This is a genomic window from Pseudomonas sp. RL_5y_Pfl2_73 (assembly GCF_963970515.1).
In the GTDB taxonomy this organism is placed as follows: domain Bacteria; phylum Pseudomonadota; class Gammaproteobacteria; order Pseudomonadales; family Pseudomonadaceae; genus Aquipseudomonas.
Map to the genome: position 1 here is coordinate 77,573 of NZ_CAXAPD010000005.1, position 25,270 is coordinate 102,842.

A 25,270-nucleotide genomic window follows, 5' to 3' on the forward strand; every position below is an offset into this window, starting at 1 on the left:
ACCAAAGCCTTCCCCAAGTGCGGCAACAGTCCCTTTTTATTTGCGCCGCTCACCCGGCGTTCCGGCCCGCCAGGTCCGGTCAACAGGAGTAGGTCATGTCTGAAGTGCGTCATTCGCGAGTGATTATTCTCGGTTCCGGCCCTGCCGGTTACAGCGCTGCGGTTTATGCCGCCCGTGCCAACCTCAAGCCGTTGCTGATTACCGGCATGCAAGCCGGCGGTCAATTGACCACCACCACCGAAGTCGACAACTGGCCGGGCGACGTCCACGGGCTGACCGGCCCAGTGTTGATGGAGCGAATGAAAGAGCACGCCGAGCGCTTCGAGACCGAGATCGTTTTCGATCACATCAATGCCGTGGATTTCGCCGCCAAGCCATACACCCTGACCGGCGACAGCGCGACCTACACCTGCGATGCCCTGATCATCGCTACCGGCGCCAGCGCTCGTTACCTGGGCCTGCCGTCGGAAGAAACCTTCATGGGCAAAGGTGTTTCGGCCTGCGCCACCTGCGACGGCTTCTTCTACCGCAACAAGCCAGTGGCGGTGGTCGGTGGCGGCAACACCGCGGTCGAGGAAGCGCTGTACCTGGCCAATATCGCCAGCACGGTCACCTTGATCCACCGTCGTGAAACCTTCCGCGCCGAGAAGATCCTGATCGACAAGCTCAATGCCCGCGTCGCCGAAGGCAAGATCATCCTCAAGCTCAACGCGACCCTGGACGAAGTGCTGGGCGACAACATGGGCGTGACCGGTGCTCGCCTGAAGAACAACGACGGCAGCTTCGACGAGATCAAGGTTGACGGCGTCTTCATCGCCATCGGCCACACCCCGAACACCTCGCTGTTCGAAGGCCAGCTGGAACTCAAGGACGGCTACCTGGTGGTCAAGGGCGGCCGCGACGGCAACGCCACTGCCACCAGCGTCGAAGGTATCTTCGCGGCCGGTGACGTGGCCGACCACGTCTACCGCCAGGCGATCACCTCGGCCGGTGCCGGTTGCATGGCAGCCTTGGACACCGAGCGCTACCTCGATGGCCTGCAGAACGCTTCGTTCTGATTCAGCGGGCACAAAAAAACCGGCTTCGGCCGGTTTTTTAATGGGTGGGTATTAATACATCCTGCGGGAAACCCTTGTGGGAGCGAGCCTGCTCGCGATGGCGTCAGACCAGCCAGTATCGATGTTGACAGATATACCGCTATCGCGAGCAGGCTCGCTCCCACAAGGTTTTGTGTGGTCAGGCGCATTGTATTTCAGGCCAGCTTCGCCAGGCATGCCTCCAGAATATCCAACCCCTCTTCCAACACGGCCGGCTCGGTCGTCAACGGCGCCAGCAGTCGAATGATGTGCCGCGATTTTCCGCTGGGCATCAGCAGCAAGCCCGATTCCCGTGCCAGGGCCAGCAGTTGCGTCAGTTGTGCCGAGGCCGGGCTGCCGTCGGGATGGGCGAGTTCGATGCCGCGCATCGCGCCGACGCCGGTCAGGCGGCCCATAAAAGTATAAGTCCTGAGGCGGCTATAATAGCCATTCCAAGAATTTGCAGCGGATCTGGAATGTGTGCAAAAAACACGATGCCGAATCCAGTCGCCGAAACTATTTCTATATAGCTAATAGGAGCTAACGTGCTCACCGGCGCTAAACGATATGCCATTATATATAGGAGGTGAATCAGGCTTGAGCTTAGCCCTATTAACACTAGATAAACCCAAGTGGATGAGTTTAAGTACGCAGTTAACTGGATCTCAGAAGGATTGATTAGGTTTTCAACGAGAATGCCCAGTCCTATAAAAAATGTCGCTCCCAAACCAGTGTGAAAGTGCACGATTAGTGAGGAGTTTTCTTTGGAAAGGTATTTGCCGAGAATGAGGTAAATAGTAAAGCAGAGCGCGCAAATAATAGGCAGGATGGCCAGGATGCCCGCAGCAATGAAGTTAGGTCGAATAATTAATATTGTTCCGCAGAGACCCGCTAAGATGGCTGTGATACAGTTTTGGGTAGGTTTCTCGCGTAAAACAATGATGCCGAGAAGGACTCCAATAACCGGCTGAATAAAAAAAATAGCAACCGCATCTGCTAAGGGCATGACCTTTAAAGCCGCAAAAAAAGTGATGCTGGCAACTGCTAGCAACACTCCGCGCAGAAAATTCAATCCGGGATTTTTTATAATCAAGGCCTTACGGCCATTGAGCGCAAGGATGAGTGGAAACATCGTTAAGCTTTGAAGACCGAAACGTGTCAACGCAATCCCAACCGCGGTTATACCGAAGTCTTCAGTAAGGATTTTGGCTAAAGCATCGGGGAACGGAGCCAAAACTGCAGCCACTGCCATCATTGTCACGCCGCGTGCGGATGTCGAACACCGTTCACCCTTAGATGGGAAAGCCATATAAATCCATTTTATTTTTTGCTTCGATACAAAGCAAAAGAGCCAGCATGAAATGCTTTGTTTTTGATAGCTTATTTTTTTATTGTACAACTTTACTGTTTGTGCAGATATGTAATTAGCTTCCTGTATGAGGGCAGATGGTCGTGCAAAAGTTCAAATTGTTTAATTTTGAAATTAATTCCTGCGGTGCTATGTTGTTGCGAGCACAGGCTTTGGGGAATAAGCTATGTGAGGTCAGGCCTGGAAGAGTATTTATTTCGATGAGATAAGGGGTTTCGTTATTAATAATTACATCTGCTCGGTAGTAATCTAGCCCCAATGATTTGGCAAAAATTACCCCATCGCTATCTATTTTTCTTTGTAACGGTTCAGTGAGCTCAATAAACCATGATTTTGTTTCATTGGATTCGAACTTAGCCTCGTACGAAAAAAAGTCTGTAGTGAATCCGACCGCGAGTGTTGGTAACATCCCTCCATAAAAGTATGAGACGGATAGCTCCTGGCCGCTGATAAATTCTTCTAACAAAATTCCTTGTTGATAAGAAGATGCTAGTTTTACAGCCTGGTCAAACTGGGCTTCGTCGTTTATCAGCGAGACGCCAATGCTGCATCCACCTCCATTAGGTTTCACAATGAAACGACTTCCAAAACGTCTTTTAGCTAGCTCGAAAAAAATAGGCTGGTCATTAGGGAAAAATAGATAATCGGGCACCTTTATACCCAGCCCTTTAGCAATATGTTTAGTTAGAAGCTTGTCCATGCAAATTGCGCTTGCTTGCGGTGAAGGTCCGTTGTGAGGAATGCCGAGACCTCTTAGATAGGCCTGAGCCATACCATTTTCACCGAACCCTCCATGTAGAGCGAGAAATACGCGGGTAAAGTCGGAAAAAGGTAGAGCTATAAAATCTTTGTAGCTGGAAATAATGAAAGTTGAACAGTCAATGTTCATTTGATGAAGGGTTCTTGATACGTAATCGCAAGTTTCCAAAGATACTTCTCTCTCAGAAGAGTCTCCGCCGGTGACTATTGCTATGTTCTCTCTAGGCATTAGCTTAACTCCATGCTTTTAGCTGTTGTAGACTAAATACTTTTTCAGCGATAAGTTTGGCGCCTTGGGTCAACTGATCAATTTCCATGTCAGAAGTAAAAGATATGCGGATGGAACAATTTGCCCGCTCCTGATCGTGCCCAACTTGAGTTAAAACATATGAAGGCTTCATGCTCTGTGAATTACAGGCGGATCCTGAAGAAATACATACGTTTGGTAAACCATGGATAACTGTCTCCGAGCGTATACCTGGGAAATATATATTTAAAATATGTGGCACGGAGCAATCAGTCGGAGAGTTCAGTTTGAAATGGATGTTATGCTGCTGTAGAGTTTCAATAATAATACTCCGTCTCTTGTCCGCCTCCTTCCATTGACTTTTGAGGTCGCAAGAGTTAATGCGCTTCGCCGCGAGACCGAATCCCACTACTAGCTGCGCGGGTAGGGTACCGCTGCGAAGGCAGTATTGCCCTCCTCCAAATGTTAACGGGCGCAGTCGCGATATTGATGAGTGCGAAACATATAGGGCACCGATGCCTTTGGGGCCGCATATCTTATGCGCAGATAAAGACATGCAATCAATTTTCAGATCTTGGACATTTAAACGTAGCTTTCCAGCAGCTTGGGATGCGTCAACATGGAAAATGGCTGATTTGCCTTTTAGTAGATGAGTTATCTTTGAAAGATCCTGTAACGTACCAAGCTCTGAGTTAACGTAAGCTAGAGTAACAAGTGCAGTATTGTCATCCACAATTTGGGCAAGATGGTCTAAGTCAATTCGGCCGTGCTTATTCACCTTCATAAGACGCACCTCCACGCCACGCCTCTCGGATTCGCTTGCGGCAGCTAAGATAGATTTGTGATCGATTGGGCAGACAACGATATTTTGGCCTCTATCTGGCTCCGCGATTCCTAGTACTACAATATTATTGCTTTCTGTCGCTCCGGACGTGAGAGTTAACTCTTCGCTAGTACAACCCAGCAAGCGTGAAATGCTAAGCGTAGCCTCGACGATTGCACGTCTGGCGTATCTACCCATGGTGTGGGGAGACGATGGATTTCCGTAATGGTTTGAACTCAATTCAATCATTGCCGCCACAACATCATCTGCGCATTTTGTTGTCGCTGCTGCATCTAAATATATGATGGTGTCGTATGGGTTCGACATAAGTATTCCTTACGCTTCGTAGGAGACTATACTGACGCCCCTGTCATAGATATCTTTATGGGTCATCTCGCCATTGCCCCCCAGATCTACTACAACAACTTTAATATTGGTTAGCTCATAAATTGATAGAGCAATTTCTACACCAGTACGAATGGGAGCGTGGCATTCTGCGGGAGCAAATATTATTAGTAAGCGTCCCCCAGCTTTGTAGACTTCTGAGATCATCTCGGTAATTTCTCCAGCGCAACCTGTCATTCCACAGCTGATTAGCGGTAGGGAATTTCCCAGTGTATCGGTAAAAGATATTTCCGACATGCCAGGCTTATCTGTAAGAAAGCGCTTTTGTAATTTGCCCGCCTTGACTAGGCGGGTCGCCTCATTCTGAAAGCGATTTTTTAACCAGGTTTCCGGAAAAGCATAGGGATTCCTCTGGCTCGAGAATATATTTTTTTCTGAAATAACTTTCGATTCTTTCAATCGTGATCTGAAATTAGTCGGAAGTTCTTCGAACCCCTCATAAAAATCTCGTCGGTAATCACTCGCGGTACCGCTGTCGGGCACGTATTGCCAGTCGTTAATTAAAAGAAGTAGCTTTGCAGTGCGATTGGGTGTTGATAGATAATGCTCGCCAACCCGAATGCCCAAGTCCCATGTGTAGGATGGAAATATACCTACGCGCTTTTTGATCTGCTCTCTGAGTGCTTTGTTTTCGACGTCTTCAAAGATACCCGGTATAAGTCGCATGTTGCTCGGATCATAAAACAACATGAAATGGCCGGCGACAACTACGACCTCGCTAAAAGCAAGGTCATTCATCAATATAAAAAGTTCGTCTAGCAGGGATTTTTCGTTGTAAACAGTTATTTCCTTTTCATTGATTTTTTTCATCCGGCTAGTCCATGTCAATAATTAGAGTTTGCTGGGAAATCTATGCTTGCCATCAGCAGTCATTATTATTCTCTTGAGCTTAACTTCTCAGAGTATTGTTGGATATTGGATACAAAATCCAGCGTAGTCTACCGGTTTGAAATCGTCAAACGTAACCGTGCAATTTGCATGAAGAGAATCCCTTCAGGCCAGGATGAGATGAGGGCCCTCAGGACGGCTTGCTTTCAGTCGAAAGCGCTACGGCAGGGCCGGAAAAATTGAACACTGAGACGAAGCATGCGCAGGAATCTGTCGTCTCCGCTTGACCTCAGGCTGTCTTGGCCATATCAGCGGGAACTAAGGGCCAAAGGCGTTTCTGAGGTCCATTTCGATGTCGTGAGCGTCTTCCAGCCCTAAATAGATGCGTGCGTAGCTACTTCGTAAATCAAGGCGTTTCGCAGACCTCCACTCGGCAGGGTTGAAAGGACTAACAAGGCTGATTGTGCCCCCCCATCCATATCCGACTTTGATAACCCTCAGACGGTCAATGCGGGTGATTACTTCCTCGTAATGGCATGCGAATTCTATTGATATGAGACTGTTGAAACCGCTGTAATCCCGGTTGAACAAATTATCTTGGTCGTTTGGTACTGTAGGGTGTAGGACGCGCTTAATAGCTGGTAGTCCAGTAAGGACATCTATTATGTAGCGGGTGGTGGACATTTGAAGCGATAGCCGTGCGCTCAAGGTGCTCATTGAATAGAGCGCGCTAGCACAAGTTTCTGAGCTTACATGACTGCCAAGAAGCGCAGCCACTGCCTTGACGCTTTCAAAAAAATCTTGATGGTTAGTGACAATCGCGCCTAATGAAATACCATTCACAGCTGCATGGGATTTAGTCATTGAAATTAGAGTGGCATCAACACCTATTTCCAGCGGATGATAAAACGTAGACGCAGCCCAAGTGTTATCAACTACTGTAAAAGCCGAATGATTTTTACATGCTTCTACCACTGCCCTTCCGTCTACAAGCTCATAGGTAAACGCTCCGGGGGACTCCCAAAATACTATTTTTGTATTCGACTTTAAACGGGAGGAGAGTGAAGAGGCTTCGCTTGGTTCAAAATACTCCACCTCAATCCCAATCGCTGCGAAATGTTGGTCTAGAAGCCATTGTGTCGAATAAGTTACAGTGTCGCAAATTAGTATGTGATCGCCGGGTAATGCCCTTGCTGCAATGAGTAAGTGAATCGCACTTTGGCCAGACGGGGCAAGTAAAGCAAATTTGCCTTTTTCTATTTTTGCAATTTTTAGAGAAAGCTGGCGGGTTGTCGGAGTGTCGACACCTCCATAATAAAGTTTCGAGAAAAGTTTGTTGCGGATTTTGATTAAGCTTGAATTGTTGATGGGGGCGAGTTCAGAAAGACTTCTAACGGTAAATGTTGTGGTATTTATAGCTGGTGTAGTGGTCGATTGCACATTCCCTAAAGGGAATAGACCTATTTGAGCAAGGGCAGTCGAATTAGATTTTTTCATGGTTTGACTCGAATTCATTAAGCAGAGAGAGGATATCTTCTACTTCAGCTAGCACGACTGGCGCGACTCCCGAAAGGGGGTATTCGAGTGAGGCTTCTCCGAAACGATGAAATGCGCTTAATAAAGGGCCTTTCGGTGTGCCCCATCGTAAATAGTCCTCTCCTTCGCTTTCAGGGCAATTCCTTAATGGATGCTGAACCGCCCAGTTCGCGCTGATTATTTTCGGTTCTCCAGTTTTCTTTTTGTACTCGATCAGCGTCTCAAGCAGAGCGATTCGACTTAAATGGCTCTCACCTAAACCAAATAGAAGCGCGCAACCACAAGATATCTTGGTCTCGATAAGAAAACTCAGTGCGCTTGCAAAACGGTTTTGCCAAGAGCCTGATTGTTTATCAAGATCTTTGTTCATTCCACCGATTTCTTCTGGATCAAAGGTTTCGAGACCGATGAATATATATTGCAAACCGTTTTTATTTAGGCGCGCGATTAATTTTTTTCGACGGACGACTTGATCGATAGTAAATTGTCCTCCAAATACGATATCGAGAGGTTCATACTCAAGAAGTTCGCAAAGCTGACTAATTGCTAATGGACTCCCACTTAGGAAAATTGAGTCCTCAACAAAGGCGCTGGCTCCTTTGCCTGGGTGGTCCTGAGCGATTATAGAGACCGAGTCTTTAAGCTGGCGATACACCCGGCGCGGCGCGCCTTTAATATCTTGAATACTTCCCGTTATGCTACGTCGCTCACTGCAAAAGTTACAGTCATATACACAACCCGGTCCGGTATCGCTAAAAATGTGTGAGGTCATCCGCCCTTTAAATATATCAAAGGACGCTGTTACCCCAAAAATGTTTACTATGGACGGGATCTCGTCATAGGACAATCGAACACCGCTGCTTACCAGTGTACGATTGAGCCTAGGAAAATCAGCGATCCATAATCCCGGTACCCCAGGCTGGATGCTGTCGGCAACTGAGGTAGGTCGACCTGGGAGTGAGTTACAAAAGGCAATACCAATCTCTGCGATGATTTGTTCTGCTTCTCCCGATATAATTATGTCGAATATGGGAGGGATCCGGCCCTCTCTCATTAATCTTCCAGGAGAGGCGCTGTGGTGACGAACCGCCGAAGGAGTACGTGTGCGTTCGCTCTCTAAGTATATTGTTTCTGTGATATGTCGGCCGCCAAGTACAATTAATATATCGTCTCCTAATAGTCTCTTGGCTAATTTGGCGCACTCGATCGCTCCGGGCATACAGAGGGTCATAGTTCCGAGTAGTAGAAGATTGGGTCGTATTGATAAGATAAGTGTCTCGAATCGGTCCATATCATCGAGAGAGTACATGAGAAGGAAGTACTTTCTTATTTCTTTCCGAGAAACCGCCCAATTACTGTCCGCCCAAGATCCAGTTTTTTTCTGTGCCAAATTTGCAGCGTAGCGGCAAGCATTGAATAGGCTGGCGGGATCGGTGCTGTTGAGTGCATGTTCGGATTTGGTCCCGCTGATCCAATCAGGAGCGGAAACTGCAAGCGCTCGAATCCGGGGCTGTGGATAAAGGGCTGTGGAAGACGGCGGAGACCGTCGGCTGAGTTGTAGGTCTTCTTTTACAGGTCGCTGTTCCATGGCGTTCCCCAAAAGCCTTCCAAGGCCCTCATAGCCTCGGAACCAATCAGGGGATGTTGTCATGAAATGGATATTGGATACAATGGCCAATAAACCAAGGAGGATATGTTATGACTGCAATGGCTCTAGGACTAGTGTTTGGGGGCAGGAGCCCTGAGCATGACGTATCGTTGCTATCCGCAAAGAGGATCTATGGGGCGTTGCTGGAGCTTGGTTGCGAGGTGCATTGCATCGGCATAGACAGGTCGGGAATCTGGCGTTATCACAACGTTTCTGATTCTTTTCCGAAGGCTGTGGACGGTTCGGCACCTGTCGTTTCAATGAGGCTTGGATACCCCATAATATTTTATGAGGACGCGCGCTCGGGTGAGGTGTGCGAGGTCAAGCTTGATCTGCTGTTTCCCGCCTTGCATGGCCCGTGGGGTGAGGATGGAACGATACAGGGCTTGGCTGCTATGTCGAATTTGCGGTGCGTTGGATCGTCTACGTTGGGGTCTGCTATCGCGATGGACAAGGATATTACCAAGCGTTTATTGAGAGCCGAGGGTATTGCCATTACTCCTTACATTGCATGTGAGCAGCGGATGCCGCCATGGCATGAGGTTGTTGCCAAACTAGGCGGTAGCATATATGTCAAGCCAGCATCGCAGGGGTCGTCCATCGGAGTACAACGTATTGTCAATGCAGATGAATATGAACTTGCCTTCGCAGAAGCGGCAAATCTTGATGCTAAAGTTCTTTTGGAAACTGAGATACGCGGTCGCGAGATCGAGTGCGGTATTCTTCAAGTCGACGGCAAGTTTATAGCTTCGGAACCAGGCGAAATAATTCCCCTCGGTCCTCACATTTATTATGATTACGTCGCCAAATATGCAGATAAAAATGGGGCGCGGCTGTGTATCCCCGCTGTGTTAAGTGAGAAAACTAAAATGACTATCCAGGAGCTCTCGAAACGTGCTTTTAAGTGTCTCGGTCTTAGTTCTTTCGCAAGAATCGACTTTTTTTTAACCGAAGATGAGGAAATAATTCTCAATGAAGCTAATAGCCTTCCTGGCTTTACGGATGTAAGTATGTATCCGCAAATGTTTGGCCACTCCGGTTATTCCCTAACTTGTTTAATAGAGAAGATTTTGGACAACGCAGTAGGGCCCGCCCGCTCTGTTTTTCATTATGGTGAAGATGTTTGACGCGACTTTAAAAAAGACACGACTGTCTTTTGGGCGTTGGAAAGATGGCTCTTTAGAGCTTTTACAGCTCCGATCTGGTCGCCTGCTGCGCAGGCATCAGTGAGCATTTTATATTCCCGTACAGACTGTGTCTGATGATCAAGGTCTATTAAGATAAATTGCAAATAACGCTCAACCGAATCGTGGAGGGACTTTATTAAGGAATGGAGTCTTGGGCGTTGAACTGGCTGAAATAGCACAGCAAAAAATTGTTGGTTCAAAGCCCTGAACTGATCAAGATCAGCCGTCTCCATGTCTTGGATAATACTGTTAAGCTCGGCAATTCGCTCTCCTTTAATACTCCCAAATGCGAGCTTCAACGCGGTGCATTCGGCCATAATGCGCATGTCGTAAATTTCGACGATGTCATCAATGGTCATAGTTGCAACGGTAGCCCCCTTATGGGGCTCATAGACGACTAGTCCTTCAGCTTCCAACTGCCGAATTGCATCTCGTATCGGCATTCGGCTGAGGCCAAATTTAGCTGCGAGATCGTCCTGTCGTAACGGGGTACCTTCGGCGATAGCACCCGTTAAGACGCCCTGTCGCAGCACGTCTACCACGAAAGACATTGCGGTCTTGTAGCGATGCTTATCTGGAACAACAAAGCTATCAAGTGAGCCAGTCAACAGGACCTCCGAATCAGCTGTACGAAAGGCTATTAAGGTATCAGATTTTTCCTACAGGGCTCAAATTTTAATGCCTCGGTGGGCCTTCATAAGAAACACAAAGAGCCCGCATACATGCGACCATTTGCGATCTATGAAATAAGTTTCGAAGGTTACGGCAATTGCCGCAAAATTATAAATTCGCCTACTCGCGGCGGAAATTTCTTAATTAGTCATCGCTTCAACTCTCAGCGTTCTGATTTTCAGGCCAGCTTCGCCAGGCACGCTTCCAGAATATCCAACCCCTCTTCCAACAGGGCCGGCTCGGTCGTCAACGGCGCGAGCAGCCGCACGATATGCCGCGATTTTCCGCTGGGCATCAGCAGCAAGCCCGATTCCCGCGCCAGGGCCAGCAGTTGCGTCAGTTGTGCCGAGGCCGGGGTGCCGTCGGCGTGGGTCAGCTCGATGCCGCGCATCGCGCCGACGCCGGTCAGGCGGCCGAGGTAGGGCGTCAGCCCACGGTTGCGCCAGGATTGGTAGCGGCTGACGATCGCCTCCTCCTGTTGCGAGCCCCAGGCGTGCAGGTTGGCGTCGGTCATTTCATCCAGGGTCGCCAGGGCGGCGGCGCAGGCGATGGGGTTGCCTGAGTAGGTGCCACCGAGGCCGCCCTTGGGCAGGTTGTCCAGCAGCGCCTTGCGTCCCATCACTCCCCCCAGGGGCACGCCGCCAGCGATGCTTTTGCCTAGCAGGACCAAGTCAGGCTCGATGCCCAACCGGGAGAAGGCAAAACGCTGGCCGGTGCGGCCGAAGCCGGACTGGATCTCATCGATGATCAGCACAATGCCCTTGTCGTTGCAGAACTGTCGCAGGGCCTGGGCGAAGGGCACGTCCATCGCCAGGAAGCCGGCTTCGCCCTGCACCGGTTCGACAATGAAACAGGCCACGTCATTCACGTCGATCTCGACGCTGAACAGCCGCTCCATGGCCTTCAAGGCTTCTTCGCCGGTGACGCCGTTGTCCTTGCTGGGGTACGGCAGGTGATACACCGGCCCGGGCAGTACGCCGACTTTCTGCTTGTAAGGCGCGACCTTGCCGTTGAGGTTGAGGGTCGCCAGGGTGCGGCCGTGAAAGGCGCCATCAAACGCGATCACGGCGGTACGGCCCGTGGCGCCGCGTACGATCTTCAAGGCATTCTCCGCCGCCTCGGCGCCGCTGTTGGTGAGCATGCCGCTGACCGGATAATCCACCGGGACAAACGCCGCCAGACGCTCAATCAATTCAATGTAGGGGGCGTGGGGCGCGGCATTGAATGCGTAGTGCGTCAGCCGGGTGGCCTGTTCACGGATTGCCTCGACAATGCGCGGATGGCAATGGCCGAGGTTCAACACACCGATGCCGCCGACGAAATCGATGTAGCGTTTACCGTCGGTGTCCCAGACCTCGGCATTCTTGCCGTGGCTGAGGCTGACGGGATGCACGATGGAGATCGATTGGCTGATGGTTTCGCTGCTCATGGATGACGGCCCGGACGATGGAGAAATTTGCGTTATCTAAGCCGCGAGCAGAGGGGCCCGGCAAACGAAATAAAGTGGCCGGGTCAATCTTAAAAGTTGGGATGTGGTGAGGTGCCGCTTATTTGGGGTGTGCAGCCCGTGGCGAGGGAGCTTGCTCCCGCTGGGCTTGTAGGAGCTGTCGAGCGAAGCGAGGCTGCGATCTTTGCCCGTACACTTGAGTCTCAAGTGAAAGATCAAGAGATCGCAGGCTTTGCCAGCTCCTACAGAGTCCTGCGGGAGCCCTCGCCACAAAAAGCAGGTCGATCAGCGCCGTTGCAGCGGCTGTGCCTCGAACGTCACACCGGCCAGCCCATGGGCCATCAGCGCGCGGATATTGCCGTGATCGCTGCCTTCAGGCGTGGCCAGCACCGAACGGTAATGTTCGCCGAACGCCAGGAGCGCCTCTTCATCGCTCAAGCCTTCGAGCAGTGCCAGGCCCAGGGTCTTGCACGAGCCTTCGTTCTGCCCGGCGGCGTTTTGCACACCACCGTTGTTGAAGGCCTGGGGCTGGTAGTCGTAGCCGGCGGCGATAAAGGCCAGGGTGTCGGCGAAGGCATGTTCGCCGCTCTTGAGGCGGGTACGCAGGGTAGCAAGGTCAAGCATCGGGTTTTCCTTTGGCGAACGCCGCTTGTTGTTCGGCGCTGGCTTCTTTCTGGTATTGGGCTTTCCACTCGGCGTACGGCATGCCGTAGACCACTTCGCGGGCGTCATCGAGGCTGACCTCGACCTGGCGTTCATCGGCGGCGGCCTTGTACCACTTGGACAGGCAGTTGCGGCAGAAGCCGGCGAGGTTCATCAGGTCGATGTTCTGCACATCCTTGCGGCTGTCCAGGTGGGCAACCAACCGACGGAAAGCGGCGGCTTCGAGTTCGAGGCGTTGTTGGTCGTTCATGGTGTTTCCTGACGGGCAGCTGCAAGCGGCGAGCTTCAAGCTGCAAATTGGATGGCGTTGATCAGGCTTGAAGTTTACCGCTTGAAGCCAGTAGCGGCTACGAAGCCGCCCGGCTTGCCGCAAGGGTAATCGACACCGACTCGGCAAATCGCAAGGCGTGGGGCTTGTCGACTTCGACCTCGGCGTACAGCACCGATTCGTTGGCCATGACCAGGTCGAGCAATTCCTGGGTCAGGCGTTCGAGCAGGGCGAAGCGGTTGCCTTCCACGTGGGCGATGATCGCCTTGGTGATGGTGCGGTAGTTCAGCGCGTGGTCGATGTCGTTGTCGCGCACCGCTTCCTGGGCGGCGTAGAGGATGGTCAGGTTGATCAACACATCCTGCTTGTTGAGGATTTCATCCTCGTTGATGCCGATGAAGGTGCGCAGGCGCAGGTCCTTGACCTTGATGCGTGCCATGGCTGGCTGAAGTTGTGGCATTTAATTGCTCCGTCGAATCAATTGCAGGAACTCCTGGCGCGTGGTGCTGGAGTCGCGAAAGGCGCCGAGCATCACCGAGGTGTTCATGGTCGAGTTCTGTTTTTCGACACCGCGCATCATCATGCACATGTGCTGGGCCTCGATCACCACCGCCACGCCGGCGGCCTGGGTGACCTGCTGCACCGCGTCGGCGATTTGCCGGGTCAGGTTCTCCTGAATTTGCAGGCGGCGGGCGAACATGTCCACCAACCGGGCGATTTTCGACAGCCCCAGGACCTTGCCCGTAGGAATATAAGCCACATGGGCCTTGCCGATGAAGGGCAACAGGTGATGTTCGCAGAGTGAATAGAGTTCGATGTCGGCGACGATCACCATTTCATCGCTGTCAGAGGCGAACAACGCGCCGTTGACGATCTGCTCGACGCTTTGTTCATAACCATGGCAGAGGTACTGCATGGCCTTGGCGGCACGGACCGGGGTATCGAGCAGACCCTCGCGCTCGGGGTTTTCCCCCAGGCCTATAAGGATCTCGCGGTAGTTCTGGGGCAGGGATAGCGTCATGGTGCATCCTCGAAACAAGGCTATTTGACGTGCCGCCCGCCGTTGACGGTCAGGGTCGTGCCGGTGACATAAGGGTTGTCCAGCAGATAACGCAGGCTCTGGTAGATCACTTCGCTGCCAGGTTCTATACCCAGCGCGGACTTGGCCAAGGCCTTGGCGCGGTAAGCCGCGTCATCTTCGGGGTTGAACAGTAGCAGGGCAGGGGCGATGCCGTTGACCTTGATCGCCGGGGCGAACTTCGCCGCGAACGACAGGGTCAGGCTTTCCAGGCCGGCCTTGGTGGCGCAATAGGCGATATGCCGGGCGCTGCCCTTGCGGGTCACGTCATCGCTGATGTGCACGATGTCCGCCGGGGTTGAACGCTGCAGCAGTTCGGCGCAGTGCAGGTTGATCAGGTAAGGCGCAAGCATGTGCACGCCGAACATGGCGTTGAAGGCCGCCGCTTCGCTGCCCGGGCCCTCGGCCAGCCAGGCCGAGGCGTTGTGCACGATAGCCCGCAGGCGGTCGGTGTGCTGCTTGAGTTGTTCGATAAAGGCCAGGACCCCAGCTTCGCTGGAGAAGTCGGCAAACAGCACGACCGCGCCCAGGTCTCGCAACGTCTGCACGCCTGGGCGTTCGGTGCGATAGGTCGCGATCACCGGTTGCCCGTCTTCCAGCAATCGCCGCGCGCAATGCAGGCCGACGCGCTGGGCTGCGCCAGTGATCAGGATCGGAGCGTTGGCGCTGGACATAGGACGACTCGGTTCACGGCAAGAGCAAAACTATAACAGCGACGGGTAGTGTGTACCTATTGATGGCTAATCCAGCGGATATATCGCCGTATTCCACTGTGTGCGAGCCTGCTCGCGATGTGCTGGGTCAGCCAACACCAATATCGCCTGACACACCGCTATCGCGAGCAGGCTCGCTCCCACAGAGACCGCTGCCAAGGCTGGCAGCATCACCGATTCTGTGTGAACGGCTTGACCGGCAACGTTCGCTGCGACGTGTCGTTGAGCCAGTTCGCCAGCAGATGGGTCGACATCGGGATAAACAGGTAGACCATCAGTGGCGTCAGGAGCAGCGTGCTGACGAACACGCGGCTCAACAGGTCCAGTTCGCCCAGCAGCGGTCCCAACAGGAAATTGAACAACAACGAGACGGGAAAGAACGCCAGCCAGATGGCCACGGCCTGTTTCCAGCGTGGCGGACGCTGACCGACCGCGCCGAACCAGCCATCGATGCCGCGCACCCGGTGTTCGGTGGGATGGGCAAACAGATCGCTGCCCCGTCCCAGCCAGGCCGTGCGGGAGGCTGAGTGCTCCCAGGCGTGCAGCGTCTGCTCGTCGGCAAAGCGGAAGATGATCTGGAATTCATCGTCCTGGGGCGGTGGCGCGAGTACGCCGGAACCCAGGTAGCCGGGAAAGTCGGTTGCCAGTTGTTCGCCTTCGCGCAACCAGGCGATCAGATCCTGATAGCGTCCATTGGCGACGCGGCGGGCAACCATCAGGGTGACGGGTGAGGTAGACATTATGTATCTCCGTAAGACAGGCGCGGCACTCCGGGTAGGAGGTTCGCGGGGGGACGCCCCCGGGGGTGGTGGGTAGCGTCTGGTCGCCAAAAAGCAGGCAAGGATTATTCCTGATTGGGCGTAAACAACAAAATCGCCCATCGAATACGTTTATCCTTGTTATGACATGTCCTGGGCGGGGTAAACTAGGATCCAATTTGCCAGTCGGAATTGTCTGCCAAAATGAGTGTAATCACAGAAGATGACTTCATTTTCCAGGCGTCAGGTGCCTTGGTGCGGGAAGATCTGTTTCCCATTCGCGAAGTCGCGCGCCTGACCGGTGTGAATCCCGTGACCCTGCGCGCTTGGGAGCGGCGCTACGGTTTAATCCAGCCTACCCGCACCGAAAGCGGGCATCGCCTGTACTCGTTGAGCGATGTTGAAAGGGTGCGCAGTATCCTGGCTTGGATAGAGCGTGGAGTGGCCGTCAGCAAAGTGGGAAAGATCCTGGCGAAAACCGAGTCGGTGCAACCGGTCTCCACGCTGATCTCGTCCGATCTGGTCAGGGCCGATCACGCGCGGTGGCAGCAACAGGTGGCGGACGCGATTGGCAACTTCGACGATGTCGAACTGGATCGCGTCTATGGGCAGGTCTTTTCCACCTACACCGTGTCGGTCGTATTCCAGGACATCCTGATGCCGCTCTGGCGACAAATGCTGTATCGCCAGCCAGAGTTCGGGCAAATCAGCGAATGGGTGTTTTTCGATGGGTTCCTGCGTTCGCGCATCATCCAGCGGCTTTTGCTCAAGCGCGAAGCTGGGGCGCCGCGTGTCCTGGTCTGCGCCATTGCCGGCCAATGCCGTGAGCTGGAGTTGCTGGTCGCGGCGCTGTTCCTCTCCAAGGCGGATGTGGGCGTCAGGGCGCTGTCGATCGGCCTGCCATTCAACGAGCTGACCCTGGTGTGCCAGAAGATCCAGCCGCTGGCATTGGTGCTGGTTTCCAATCATGCGCCGGTCCCGGATTTGCCCAAGCGCCTGGGCAAATTGGCAATGAGCCTGGATTGCCCGTTGATGCTGGCCGGTGATGCATCCGATCTGGCACAGGAGAGCCTGGTTGGATCGTCGATCGGTTGCCTGGGGAATGAGGGGACAGTGATGCGCCAGCGCCTGCGTCAATTTCTGGCAGGCAACCTCGACACCTAGAGATGCATGGAAGGATGGGTCAGGCGATGTTGCTGCAGGATGTACTGGCGCAGGCGCTCCGTCTCGTCCTGATCATTCTGGCTCAGGTGGTAGGCGAACAAACCACGATCGGTTTCCCGTTCAAAGGTGCCTCGCAACGAAATTCTCTCGTAGCCTGATGGGCTGAACCACAAGGCAAACTGCTTCGGTGGTTTGGCCCGACTGCGGTTCTCCAGCAATACGCCTTTGCAGGAGACTTCGTGGACCCACAGCGGTCCCGGCTGACCCTTGATATTTTCCAACGCCACCGATTCTTCGAGCGTCAGGCGCCATGGGCGTATCTTCGGTCCATCCTCATAGATGCTCGGCACACCCAAGCGCAGATGCATCGCATGGAATTCGTCTTCCACCAGATGCAGCGGAAAGGTCATTTGCTGGTTTTCGAAGTTGGCTTGCAGCGTAACCTGCTCATTTGCCGCTAGGCGTGTCAGCAAGTCACGGATCTGCGACCCGCCGTTTACCAGCAAGCTCGACGTGACATCCCGCTCGTTCAACTGCGGGTTGTGTTGCATGGTCCGGATGAAATCCAGTTCATCCTGCGTCAGGAGGGCATCGCGCTGCATGATCTGCTCGAAATGATAATTTACGTGTTCACTGGTGATTGTAGTGACTGACCATTAATTCGTGGGTTTGTTTGAACCGTTCGTCGCTTCGAGTCGGGCAATTGTCTCCCGCGCGTCGGCCAGCTCCTTTTCCAGCTGTGCGACGCGGTGTTGAGCCTTGACCTGAGTCGTGACGTCTTTTTGCACACCCACGAAATAGGTATGTCCGTCAGCCTGGTTTTTGACTGTGGACAAGGACAGCTCATTCCAGAACGGCGTGCCGTCCTTACGGTAGTTGCGCAACACCTCACGACAGCCACCGCCCTCTTGCAGGGCTTGGCGAATGGGTCCCAGAGAGGCTTGGTCCCGATCCCCTGATTGCAGGAACCGGCAATCCTGATAAAGGATTTCGTCGCGGTGATAGCCGGTCAATTGTTCGAAGGCCGGGTTCACGTAGATCAGGATGTTGTCATCACCTTCTTTTTCGGCGATGACAATCCCGTCGTTCGAAGCATTGATGACCAGTTGCATCAGTTGAGCCTTGATCATGGAGATAGCCCTTTGAAACGTCCTTGTTGAATCTGCATTCTAAAAGAAATCGATAGGCTGTCCACTGGCTATTAGGGCTGATGAGAGCCATTCGCAGCCTGACAGGTGCAACTGTTACTATCCCGACTCTTTTTTTCAGGTTCAGGATCAGATTGATGAAAGTCGCCATCCTTTCCGGCTCGGTGTATGGCACCGCCGAAGAAGTCGCCCGGCACGCCGCCAAACTGCTTCGCGAGGCAGGCTTCGAAACTTGGCACGACCCTCGTGCGACCCTGGCGGATGTGCAGGCATTCGCGCCAGAGGCCGTGCTGGCAGTGACTTCTACGACCGGTATGGGTGAGTTGCCGGACAATTTGATGCCGTTGTATTCGGTCATCCGCGACCAGTTGCCCGGGTTCTTGCGCGGTTTGCCTGGCGCTGTGATCGGTCTGGGCGATGCCAGCTATGGGGACACCTTCTGCGCCGGTGGCGAGCAGATGTGCGAGCTGTTCGTCGAATTGGGCGTACGTGAGGTGCTGCCGATGCTGCGTCTGGATGCCAGCGAAAGCGTCACGCCGGAAACCGACGCCGAGCCATGGCTTGCTGAGTTGATCGACATGTTGCGCCCTTGAAGCGGATGGGCTGACTCGTTCGGCCAGTAAGCTGGCTGCCAACGCAACTAACGCCCCTGAAAGAGCTGACTAGACTGATTTTCTTGCGTACGACGTTTTCGAACGAGACATATAACAAGAAACCAGAGGTCAGAGCCGTGAGCGTAGCGCCCCTTCACACGATGCTCAGCATCAAGGATCAGATCAGTGCGCCCGAGTGGCAAACCCGGGTGGACCTTGCCGCCTGTTATCGGCTTGTTGCGCTGCATGGTTGGGATGACCTGATCTTCACCCATATTTCCGCGAAGGTTCCCGGTACCGAGGATTTCCTGATCAACCCGTTCGGGATGATGTTTCATGAAATCACCGCCTCGAGCCTGGTCAAGGTCGATCAGGCCGGCAACAAGTTGATGGACAGCCCCTACGAGATCAATCCGGCCGGCTACACCATCCACAGCGCGGTGCATGAGGTGCGCGATGATGTGGCCTGTGTGTTGCACACCCACACCGCCGCTGGCGTGGCGGTATCGGCCCAGAAGCAGGGAGTGCTACCGATCAGCCAGCAATCGCTGTTCGTGCTGTCGAGCCTGGCCTATCACGCCTACGAAGGGGTGGCCTTGAATCACGAAGAAAAGGCTCGCTTGCAGGCGGACCTGGGCGAGAGCAACTTCCTGATGCTGCACAACCATGGCTTACTGACCTGCGGCGGGACCATCGCCGATACCTTCCTGATGATGTTCACCTTTCAACGGGCCTGCGACATCCAGGTCCTTGCGCAGAACGGCGGGGCCGAACTGATTGCCATCAAGCCACAGATCCTGGCTGGCGCCCGGGCGATGATCGCCGGGGTGACCAAAAGCGCGCAGGGCATGGGCGGCGCGTTGGCCTGGCCGGCGTTGTTGCGCAAGCTCGATCAACAAGACACCGGGTATAGCAGTTGATGCCCCTGGCCCAGATTCCCCTGCGTATCTGGCGCCAGCGCAGCCAGGTCTTCATGTTCCGTGGTCATGCCATCCGTTACTGGGTGGCGGGGCAGGGCGAGCCGCTGCTGCTGATCCACGGTTTCCCCACCGCCAGTTGGGATTGGCATTACCTGTGGCAACCGTTGGCGCAACGCTACCGGGTGATCGCCTGTGACATGCTCGGTTTCGGCGACTCCGCCAAACCGACGGATCACGTCTACAGCCTGCTGGAGCAGGCCGATTTGCAGCAGGCCTTGCTGGCGCACCTGAATGTGCGGGGCGCGTTGCATGTGTTGGCCCACGATTACGGCGACAGCGTGGCCCAGGAGCTGCTGGCGCGGCATTACGAAGCGCGCATCCAGCTTGCCAGTTGCGTTTTTCTCAATGGCGGCCTGTTCCCGGAAACCCACCGTCCGGTCTGGGCCCAGAAACTCTTGCTCAGCCCCCTGGGGTGGCTGCTGGGGCGAGCGTTCTCCCGGGAAAGCCTGGTCAGTAGCTTTCGGCAGATTTTCGGCCCTGGGACCGGCCCGACTGAAAGCGAACTGGATGATTTCTGGAGCCTGGTAGAAGCCCATCGTGGTCCGCGGATCATGCACAAGCTCATTGCCTATATTCCCGAACGTCATGTGCAGCGTGATCGTTGGGTACAGGCGATGCAACGTGGCGACGTGCCGTTGCGGGTGATCGATGGCGCAGTCGACCCGATTTCCGGTGAACACATGGTGGCGCGCTACGAGGCTCTGATTCCAAACCCAGACACGGTGTTGCTGCCCGACATCGGTCATTACCCTCACACCGAGGCACCGGTGCAGGTGCTCAAGCATTACCTGGCGTTTCGCGAAGCCATCGTCGCACCGCGCAGACAAATGGCCTGTTCATGACGACACCCTGTGGGAGCAAGCCCGCTCCCACAGGATTGACGACAACCCCAAACCATGTGGCAGCGAGCCTGCTCGCGAAAGCGGTGCTTCTGCCAACAGGCAAATCGAATGGGCCGCTGCGGCTTGGGCCTGCATCATCCCCTCACCTTATCGTTCACCATTCACTTGCAACCGTGTTGATTGTGACCGGCCGACTTGTGCCGGACACTCGTGCCCATTGTCCTGTCCGCCTGCTGGAGTTCTGCCATGAGTGAGTCTGTGCGCTTCGAAGATAAAGTCGTGATCGTCACGGGAGCCGGCGGTGGCCTGGGACGCGCCCATGCGCTGCTGTTCGCCAGGCAAGGCGCGAAAGTGCTGGTCAACGACCTTGGCGGCTCGGCCCAAGGGGAAGGGGCCAACGCCTCGGCAGCAGACCGGGTGGTCGCCGAAATCCGCGAGGCGGGCGGCATCGCCGAGGCCAACCACGACTCGGTGACCGATGGCGACAAGCTGGTACAAAATGCCCTCGACGCGTTCGGTCGCGTCGATGTGGTGGTCAACAACGCCGGGATCCTGCGGGACAAGACGTTCCACAAAATGGACGACGCCGATTGGGACCTGGTCTACCGCGTCCACGTCGAGGGCGCCTACAAGGTGACCCGCGCCGCCTGGCCGCACCTGCGCGAGCAAAACTATGGGCGGGTGATCTTCACCGCTTCCACCTCCGGCATCTACGGCAACTTCGGCCAAGCCAACTACGGCATGGCCAAGCTTGGCCTTTATGGCCTGACGCGGACCCTGGCCATCGAAGGCCGTAAGAACAACATCCTGGTCAATGCCATCGCCCCCACCGGCGGCACCCGCATGACCGAAGGCCTGATCCCACCGCAGGTATTCGAACAACTCAAGCCCGAACTCGTCAGCCCGTTGGTGGTGTACCTGGCCAGTGAGAATTGCCAGGAAACCTCCGGCCTGTTCGAAGTGGGCGGCGGCTGGATGGGCAAGGTGCGCTGGGAACGCAGCCTGGGCGCGGGTTTCGATCCACGCAAAGGCTTTTCGCCCGAAGACGTCGCCGCCCATTGGCAGCAGATCTGCGATTTCCAGGATGCGGTACACCCGAATGACAACCTGGAAGCCTTGAAAGAAATGATGGCGAACCTGCAACGCCACGCCATTTAGGTTTCATTGCCCGGGCCGGTTGCCGTCAGTCGCGGTAACCGTGCTCATGGAAAGTATTTTTTCACTAGGGCCGCCAGGTTCGCGGCGGTCTCGATGTCCATCACTCCGTCATATCTGGCCGGACGAAAGTGCAACTGGAAAGCCCGCACCAGGCGCTGGAAGCCAGCACTTGTCGTGGCCGCCGAGGTGTCATAGCCATATTTTTTGAACAGTGCGAGCAATTGTTCGCGAAGCGGGATTCCGTTGGCTTGGTAAGCCTGCAAAAAAGTCTTTTGAGTAGTGTCATCGAACCAGGCGCCGATCCCCTTGAGATACAACGCGTGCCAAGGGAACATCGGACCAGGATCACTCTTTCGCCCGGCCGCAATGTCCGAATGCCCCACCACATTGATCGGGCTGATGTCCGGATAGCGCTTGAGTATGTTCAACGCCAGGTATTCGATCGCCTCGATTTGCTCGGGCGTATAAGGCGGGAAGGTGAACTGCCCCTGGTTATCCGTGGCGAGATTGACGATTTCAACGCCAATCGAGGTGTCGTTCAGGTTGCTGCGATTACCCCAACTGCTCACTCCTGCATGCCAGGCCCGCTGGGTTTCGTCCACCAGGTTGAAAATCTGCGGTTCCCTGAAACCTGTTTTCAAATAGGTGGGGTCGCTAAAGTCGGGAATCAGGTAATGGGCGCTGACCGATGGGCCTGTCAGTACATTGATGGACGACGCGAAGTTGCCGGCGGTGTAATGAAAGACTAAAAAGCGAACGCGGCTGTTATAGCCTTTTTTTGAGCGATAGCTTGTATTGTTTATTTGCATTCTCTGTAACTCACTGGTCAATAAATCGAAGCGAAATACTGCGATTGATTTCAGCGTAACAGTGGATTTTTTATGTGCGCGTAGTTGGATTCTGGCTTTGTTGTAGGAACGGGCGTTTTGATGAATGGGATTAAGTCTATTGGATGAGCGTTAAGATGCGTAAGGCGATGTCCAATAGCCGCTGCAAACTGTGCAGCGGCTATGCGGAATTTTAGAAGGTTTAGGGGTAAAGATTTTTTTGATGAGCCGCTGCGTGATGTCTAGTTGGATCAACTAGATTCAGTGTACCTCTTTTCCAGTACGAATTTCGGTGCTTTCCAGTTTGGCCCTTTGGCGCACAAACCTTTTTCACCACCAGTCAATATTCCCGCCTCGAACAGGTTTTTATAGGTTTTTTCAAGTTCGCCGTGTTGTATGAGCTCACGATTGTGGCGCCTGATCAGCATGTCCAACTGACGATGGGGCTTCAGTAACGCAAAGACAGTGACGATCTCTTCCAAAGGCTCGTTCTTAACTATTTGCTCGACAGTGCTCATTGCGACATCTCCTTCAAAAACTTCTGATAATCTCTTTCGTCCTGTAGGTCTGCTTTTGCTAAGGCCTCCGGAGTATAAAGTAGTGATTCGTGATCGCGGACTTTAAAGTCTTCGAGCGTTGCGGTATGGGCATTGTTCCAAACTGGCGAGCCTGGCTCGGGCGAAAGGTCATCAGCCAACCCAAGGGATCGAAATCTTTCGAGTTCTCTCATTTCATGAGTGTAGTACCGTCGATCTGTATCGGTGATATCGATATTGCCACTCAGAATGTTTTCAAGCCGTTTGACCATCACGTCATTCGCATCGGATTGATTAAGCCGTGAGATATGTAGTTTTACCGCTTCCAAACCTTGTTGAGTGACGGTCGCGGTCCCCCAATCCAATTCCAGAATAGGCCCACCGGCCTGCTCTGGATTGAAATCACGTCCACTGTGCTCACCTTTGGCAGTGGCGCCCTCATAAGGGCTGTTAATGACGGTATAGATCGGTGGAATGCCCGACTCGGGCGGGAACACCGTAACGAAGCCGCCAAAACTGTAGAGATCAAACTCCGGGTGCGTATCGATTCGTCCAGCGACCGCCTCCGGGGTTGCGCCGGTGTAAGGGACCGTGTTCGGCACGCTGGCGGGCAGCGATGTAGACGCGCCATTCGGCTTCACTATGGGCGTCCAGATAATATTGCTAGACGCGGCGTCCGGACTTATGGAACGGTAAAAATTACCCAGTGAATCAAGCGTGGCGAACTGTACGTATGCTTTGGATAACGTCGGCGCACTGTGAGTGGTCGTTACGACATACTCTGTTTTGTTGCCCATTGTTCTGGAACCAATGGCGAGAGGCAGGTTGATCTCACCCTGGGCTGCTGCGATGGCGTGCAAATTGTCGGATTTGTCCGGTATGAGCTCCGAAAGCGGGACGCTCAAGGCGTAGAGGTCACCGTTGCCCAGTTCGGACGAATAAAACAGTGCCGCAAACCCTGCCAAAGCTGGCGCGGCTACTACGGAGGCCGACTCGACAACCATGGTGATCGCGGTTCGTAGCGCAGCCTGGATGGCTAGGGTCGTTGCCGGGCTTGTGGCTAAGGTGCTGCCAGCGATGGCGAATACCGGACCGGCGCCGGCTGCCGCGCCCAGCATGGGGAATGAGCGACCAGACAGGGCTTGGCGCAGGGCTTGTACCTCGGCCGTGCGTCGGATTTCGGCTTCGGTTGCCTTGCGTGTCTCCTCCGCAGCCAGGCGTTTGGCTTCAGCTTGGGCTTTTGCCTGAGCTGCGGCTTTCGCAGCCGCTGCCAGGCGCTGTGCCTCTGCTGCCAGCCGTGTTTGTTCTTCGGCCAGGCGTTTAGCCTCTGCCGCCAGCCGTGTTTGTTCTTCGGCCAGACGTCGCGCCTCTGCCGCCAGCCGCGCTCGTTCTTCAGCTGCGCGTTTAGTCTCGGCTTCGGCTGCCTTGCGTGCTCTCTCGGCGGCCGCACGTTTGGCTTCGGCCTGGGCCTTTGCTTGGGCAGTGGCTTTTGCCGCGGCCGCCGCTTTTGCCTTGGCGTTGTCAATGGCTTTGTTCTGTGTGGCTAAGCGAATATCCAACAGCTTTATCTGCTCAGCCAAGAACTTTGCCTGGTAAGCTGCTGCGTAAGAGACATTCTATTCAGCTATTGCTTTGTAATAACCCCTTTACCCGCCGCGACGACCGTGGAGTTCGAAACCTCCATAGGAAGGGTGTCGGGCTTTGTGGGTAAGTGGATCGTAGCCATAATAAAGATTGGCAATTTTTATTTGTTGTTGATGATCTGTCCTTGCTTTGGATAGTTGCAGCTTAAGTGCGCGTAACTCAATGTCGAGAGCGTCGATTTTAAGTGGTGTCGTGCCCCGAACCGCTAATCTTGCTTTTACGAGCTCGGCTTCGATTATATAAGTGATGTTTTTAATGTTTTTTTTAAAGCATTCTTCAACAGATTCATTGCTGTCATTCAGCCACTCAAAAGCATAATAAACTGCGTCATAGGCGCGATCGGCGTGGTCGGGACCTGACACTCCCCTGGCGCTAAATCCGAATCCAGAAGATGACGAAGGTGTACGGGGTATGCCTCTATTTACGAGAATATTTTTCTCTTGCTGCATATCGAATCCCTTTCGATTGACGTGGTGATATCGTCATGTATTCAGTATTTGCCATCATTCATGACTACTTATGTCAGTCGCCATCCAGGCAACGAAGAAGACTATAAATTCGATCACATAAGCCGGACAGGTGAGAGATTCCTAGGGTGTTGTAGGAATCGAGAAATTTCACCTGAGAAATAACCCCACATAAAAAAGGCCGCTGCAAAAAGCAGCGGCCTAAACATGACGTTGCAAAGGAGCTACAAATCAACGTCGGTCAACACGGGATGATGGATCGATGCGCCAATCCATCCGAAGGACGGTGCGCCAGGCGTGAGGGATGCCGTGGCGGCTTGGGCTTGCAGGCCCGTTGCCCTGAAAGCCCCGCCAGCATAAGGATCGAGTGCTTCGGGAAACAGCCTGGATTCGGACATGCACCGTTACGGGGGCCGCAACAGTCGCGAGGGCTG

At 53.9% G+C, this 25,270-nt stretch carries 27 protein-coding genes and 1 pseudogene; 7 read left to right on the forward strand and 21 right to left on the reverse strand.

Annotation, left to right across the window (positions count from 1 at the left end; all coding sequences use genetic code 11):
- Positions 1–95 precede the first annotated feature (95 nt).
- Complete coding sequence (trxB, locus tag AACY42_RS06520) at positions 96–1,058, forward strand: thioredoxin-disulfide reductase (RefSeq protein WP_339477853.1); 963 nt, start codon at positions 96–98, stop codon at positions 1,056–1,058.
- 194 nt (positions 1,059–1,252) lie between these two features.
- On the opposite strand, the pseudogene AACY42_RS06525 reads toward trxB, so the two are convergent.
- The 7 genes and pseudogenes from AACY42_RS06525 to AACY42_RS06555 form a co-directional block, all read right to left on the reverse strand.
- Positions 1,253–1,492: pseudogene (locus AACY42_RS06525) on the reverse strand (aspartate aminotransferase family protein); the annotation flags it as partial.
- A complete protein-coding gene (locus AACY42_RS06530) occupies positions 1,480–2,385 on the reverse strand; it encodes a DMT family transporter (RefSeq protein WP_339478241.1) in 906 nt (301 codons plus the stop codon). The pseudogene AACY42_RS06525 and the gene AACY42_RS06530, both read right to left, overlap by 13 nt.
- A gap of 115 nt (positions 2,386–2,500) precedes the next feature.
- Positions 2,501–3,433: a D-alanine--D-alanine ligase family protein gene (locus AACY42_RS06535; protein WP_339477856.1), complete on the reverse strand. Its 933-nt coding sequence runs from the start codon at positions 3,431–3,433 to the stop codon at positions 2,501–2,503.
- 4 nt (positions 3,434–3,437) lie between these two features.
- Positions 3,438–4,601: a cysteine desulfurase family protein gene (locus AACY42_RS06540; RefSeq protein WP_339477858.1), complete on the reverse strand. Its 1,164-nt coding sequence runs from the start codon at positions 4,599–4,601 to the stop codon at positions 3,438–3,440.
- Between the two features lie 9 nt (positions 4,602–4,610).
- A complete protein-coding gene (locus AACY42_RS06545; protein WP_339477860.1) occupies positions 4,611–5,489 on the reverse strand; it encodes an LPD16 domain-containing protein in 879 nt (292 codons plus the stop codon).
- A 336-nt stretch (positions 5,490–5,825) separates the two neighbouring features.
- Positions 5,826–7,004, reverse strand: a complete 1,179-nt coding sequence (locus tag AACY42_RS06550; protein ID WP_339477863.1) for a PLP-dependent transferase — start codon at positions 7,002–7,004, stop codon at positions 5,826–5,828.
- Positions 6,991–8,631, reverse strand: coding sequence for a B12-binding domain/radical SAM domain-containing protein (locus AACY42_RS06555; RefSeq protein ID WP_339477865.1), 1,641 nt, complete (start codon positions 8,629–8,631; stop codon positions 6,991–6,993). Before AACY42_RS06555 ends, AACY42_RS06550 begins: the two co-directional genes overlap by 14 nt.
- A 110-nt stretch (positions 8,632–8,741) precedes the next feature.
- On the opposite strand from AACY42_RS06555, the gene AACY42_RS06560 reads away from it, so the two are divergent.
- On the forward strand, positions 8,742–9,818 hold the full coding sequence (locus AACY42_RS06560) for a D-alanine--D-alanine ligase family protein (RefSeq protein WP_339477868.1): 1,077 nt from the start codon (positions 8,742–8,744) through the stop codon (positions 9,816–9,818).
- On the opposite strand, the gene AACY42_RS06565 is transcribed toward AACY42_RS06560, so the two are convergent.
- From AACY42_RS06565 to AACY42_RS06600, 8 genes are all read right to left on the reverse strand, one after another.
- Positions 9,800–10,486: a GntR family transcriptional regulator gene (locus AACY42_RS06565; protein WP_339477871.1), complete on the reverse strand. Its 687-nt coding sequence runs from the start codon at positions 10,484–10,486 to the stop codon at positions 9,800–9,802. The genes AACY42_RS06560 and AACY42_RS06565 overlap by 19 nt on opposite strands.
- A 242-nt stretch (positions 10,487–10,728) precedes the next feature.
- The gene (locus AACY42_RS06570) at positions 10,729–11,979 is read right to left on the reverse strand and encodes a 2-aminoadipate transaminase (RefSeq protein ID WP_339477874.1); all 1,251 of its coding nucleotides are present in this window, start codon (positions 11,977–11,979) and stop codon (positions 10,729–10,731) included.
- Between the two features lie 303 nt (positions 11,980–12,282).
- Positions 12,283–12,621, reverse strand: a complete 339-nt coding sequence (locus AACY42_RS06575) for a HopJ type III effector protein (RefSeq protein WP_339477877.1) — start codon at positions 12,619–12,621, stop codon at positions 12,283–12,285.
- Complete coding sequence (locus AACY42_RS06580; protein WP_003205454.1) at positions 12,614–12,910, reverse strand: DUF1244 domain-containing protein; 297 nt, start codon at positions 12,908–12,910, stop codon at positions 12,614–12,616. Before AACY42_RS06580 ends, AACY42_RS06575 begins: the two co-directional genes overlap by 8 nt.
- Before the next feature lie 97 nt (positions 12,911–13,007).
- Positions 13,008–13,388, reverse strand: coding sequence for a dihydroneopterin triphosphate 2'-epimerase (gene folX, locus AACY42_RS06585; RefSeq protein WP_014340149.1), 381 nt, complete (start codon positions 13,386–13,388; stop codon positions 13,008–13,010).
- Positions 13,389–13,949, reverse strand: a complete 561-nt coding sequence (folE, locus tag AACY42_RS06590) for a GTP cyclohydrolase I FolE (protein WP_003205453.1) — start codon at positions 13,947–13,949, stop codon at positions 13,389–13,391.
- A 20-nt stretch (positions 13,950–13,969) separates the two neighbouring features.
- Positions 13,970–14,680 (reverse strand): dihydromonapterin reductase, encoded by a 711-nt coding sequence (folM, locus tag AACY42_RS06595; protein WP_339477880.1) that lies wholly within the window; start codon positions 14,678–14,680, stop codon positions 13,970–13,972.
- 209 nt (positions 14,681–14,889) lie between these two features.
- Positions 14,890–15,459, reverse strand: coding sequence for an antibiotic biosynthesis monooxygenase (locus tag AACY42_RS06600; protein ID WP_339477883.1), 570 nt, complete (start codon positions 15,457–15,459; stop codon positions 14,890–14,892).
- A 222-nt stretch (positions 15,460–15,681) separates the two neighbouring features.
- Between AACY42_RS06600 and AACY42_RS06605 the strand changes: the two genes are divergently transcribed.
- Positions 15,682–16,641 carry a MerR family transcriptional regulator gene (locus AACY42_RS06605; RefSeq protein ID WP_339477886.1) on the forward strand — a complete coding sequence of 320 codons (960 nt, stop codon included), beginning with the start codon at positions 15,682–15,684 and terminating at the stop codon, positions 16,639–16,641.
- On the opposite strand, the gene AACY42_RS06610 is transcribed toward AACY42_RS06605, so the two are convergent.
- Entirely contained in the window at positions 16,638–17,243 is a 606-nt protein-coding gene (locus tag AACY42_RS06610) for a hypothetical protein (protein ID WP_339477889.1), read from the reverse strand. The genes AACY42_RS06605 and AACY42_RS06610 overlap by 4 nt on opposite strands.
- Positions 17,244–17,297: 54 nt before the next feature.
- Positions 17,298–17,771, reverse strand: coding sequence for a PAS domain-containing protein (locus tag AACY42_RS06615; protein ID WP_339477892.1), 474 nt, complete (start codon positions 17,769–17,771; stop codon positions 17,298–17,300).
- A gap of 155 nt (positions 17,772–17,926) precedes the next feature.
- Between AACY42_RS06615 and AACY42_RS06620 the strand changes: the two genes are divergently transcribed.
- From AACY42_RS06620 to AACY42_RS06635, 4 genes are all read left to right on the forward strand, one after another.
- On the forward strand, positions 17,927–18,382 hold the full coding sequence (locus AACY42_RS06620; protein WP_339477893.1) for a flavodoxin: 456 nt from the start codon (positions 17,927–17,929) through the stop codon (positions 18,380–18,382).
- A 161-nt stretch (positions 18,383–18,543) separates the two neighbouring features.
- On the forward strand, positions 18,544–19,302 hold the full coding sequence (locus AACY42_RS06625; RefSeq protein ID WP_339478243.1) for a class II aldolase/adducin family protein: 759 nt from the start codon (positions 18,544–18,546) through the stop codon (positions 19,300–19,302).
- The gene (locus tag AACY42_RS06630) at positions 19,302–20,204 is read left to right on the forward strand and encodes an alpha/beta fold hydrolase (protein WP_339477895.1); all 903 of its coding nucleotides are present in this window, start codon (positions 19,302–19,304) and stop codon (positions 20,202–20,204) included. Before AACY42_RS06625 ends, AACY42_RS06630 begins: the two co-directional genes overlap by 1 nt.
- 246 nt (positions 20,205–20,450) lie before the next feature.
- Positions 20,451–21,362 (forward strand): SDR family oxidoreductase, encoded by a 912-nt coding sequence (locus AACY42_RS06635; RefSeq protein WP_339477898.1) that lies wholly within the window; start codon positions 20,451–20,453, stop codon positions 21,360–21,362.
- Positions 21,363–21,406: 44 nt separating this feature from the next.
- Here the strand turns inward: AACY42_RS06635 and AACY42_RS06640 are convergent, their stop codons facing one another.
- From AACY42_RS06640 to AACY42_RS06655, 4 genes are all read right to left on the reverse strand, one after another.
- The gene (locus tag AACY42_RS06640) at positions 21,407–22,171 is read right to left on the reverse strand and encodes an N-acetylmuramoyl-L-alanine amidase (RefSeq protein WP_339478244.1); all 765 of its coding nucleotides are present in this window, start codon (positions 22,169–22,171) and stop codon (positions 21,407–21,409) included.
- A 269-nt stretch (positions 22,172–22,440) separates the two neighbouring features.
- Positions 22,441–22,707, reverse strand: a complete 267-nt coding sequence (locus AACY42_RS06645) for a hypothetical protein (RefSeq protein WP_024616606.1) — start codon at positions 22,705–22,707, stop codon at positions 22,441–22,443.
- On the reverse strand, positions 22,704–24,305 hold the full coding sequence (locus AACY42_RS06650; RefSeq protein WP_339477903.1) for an S-type pyocin domain-containing protein: 1,602 nt from the start codon (positions 24,303–24,305) through the stop codon (positions 22,704–22,706). Before AACY42_RS06650 ends, AACY42_RS06645 begins: the two co-directional genes overlap by 4 nt.
- A 66-nt stretch (positions 24,306–24,371) precedes the next feature.
- A complete protein-coding gene (locus AACY42_RS06655; protein WP_339477906.1) occupies positions 24,372–24,818 on the reverse strand; it encodes a hypothetical protein in 447 nt (148 codons plus the stop codon).
- Between the last annotated feature and the right edge of the window lie 452 nt (positions 24,819–25,270).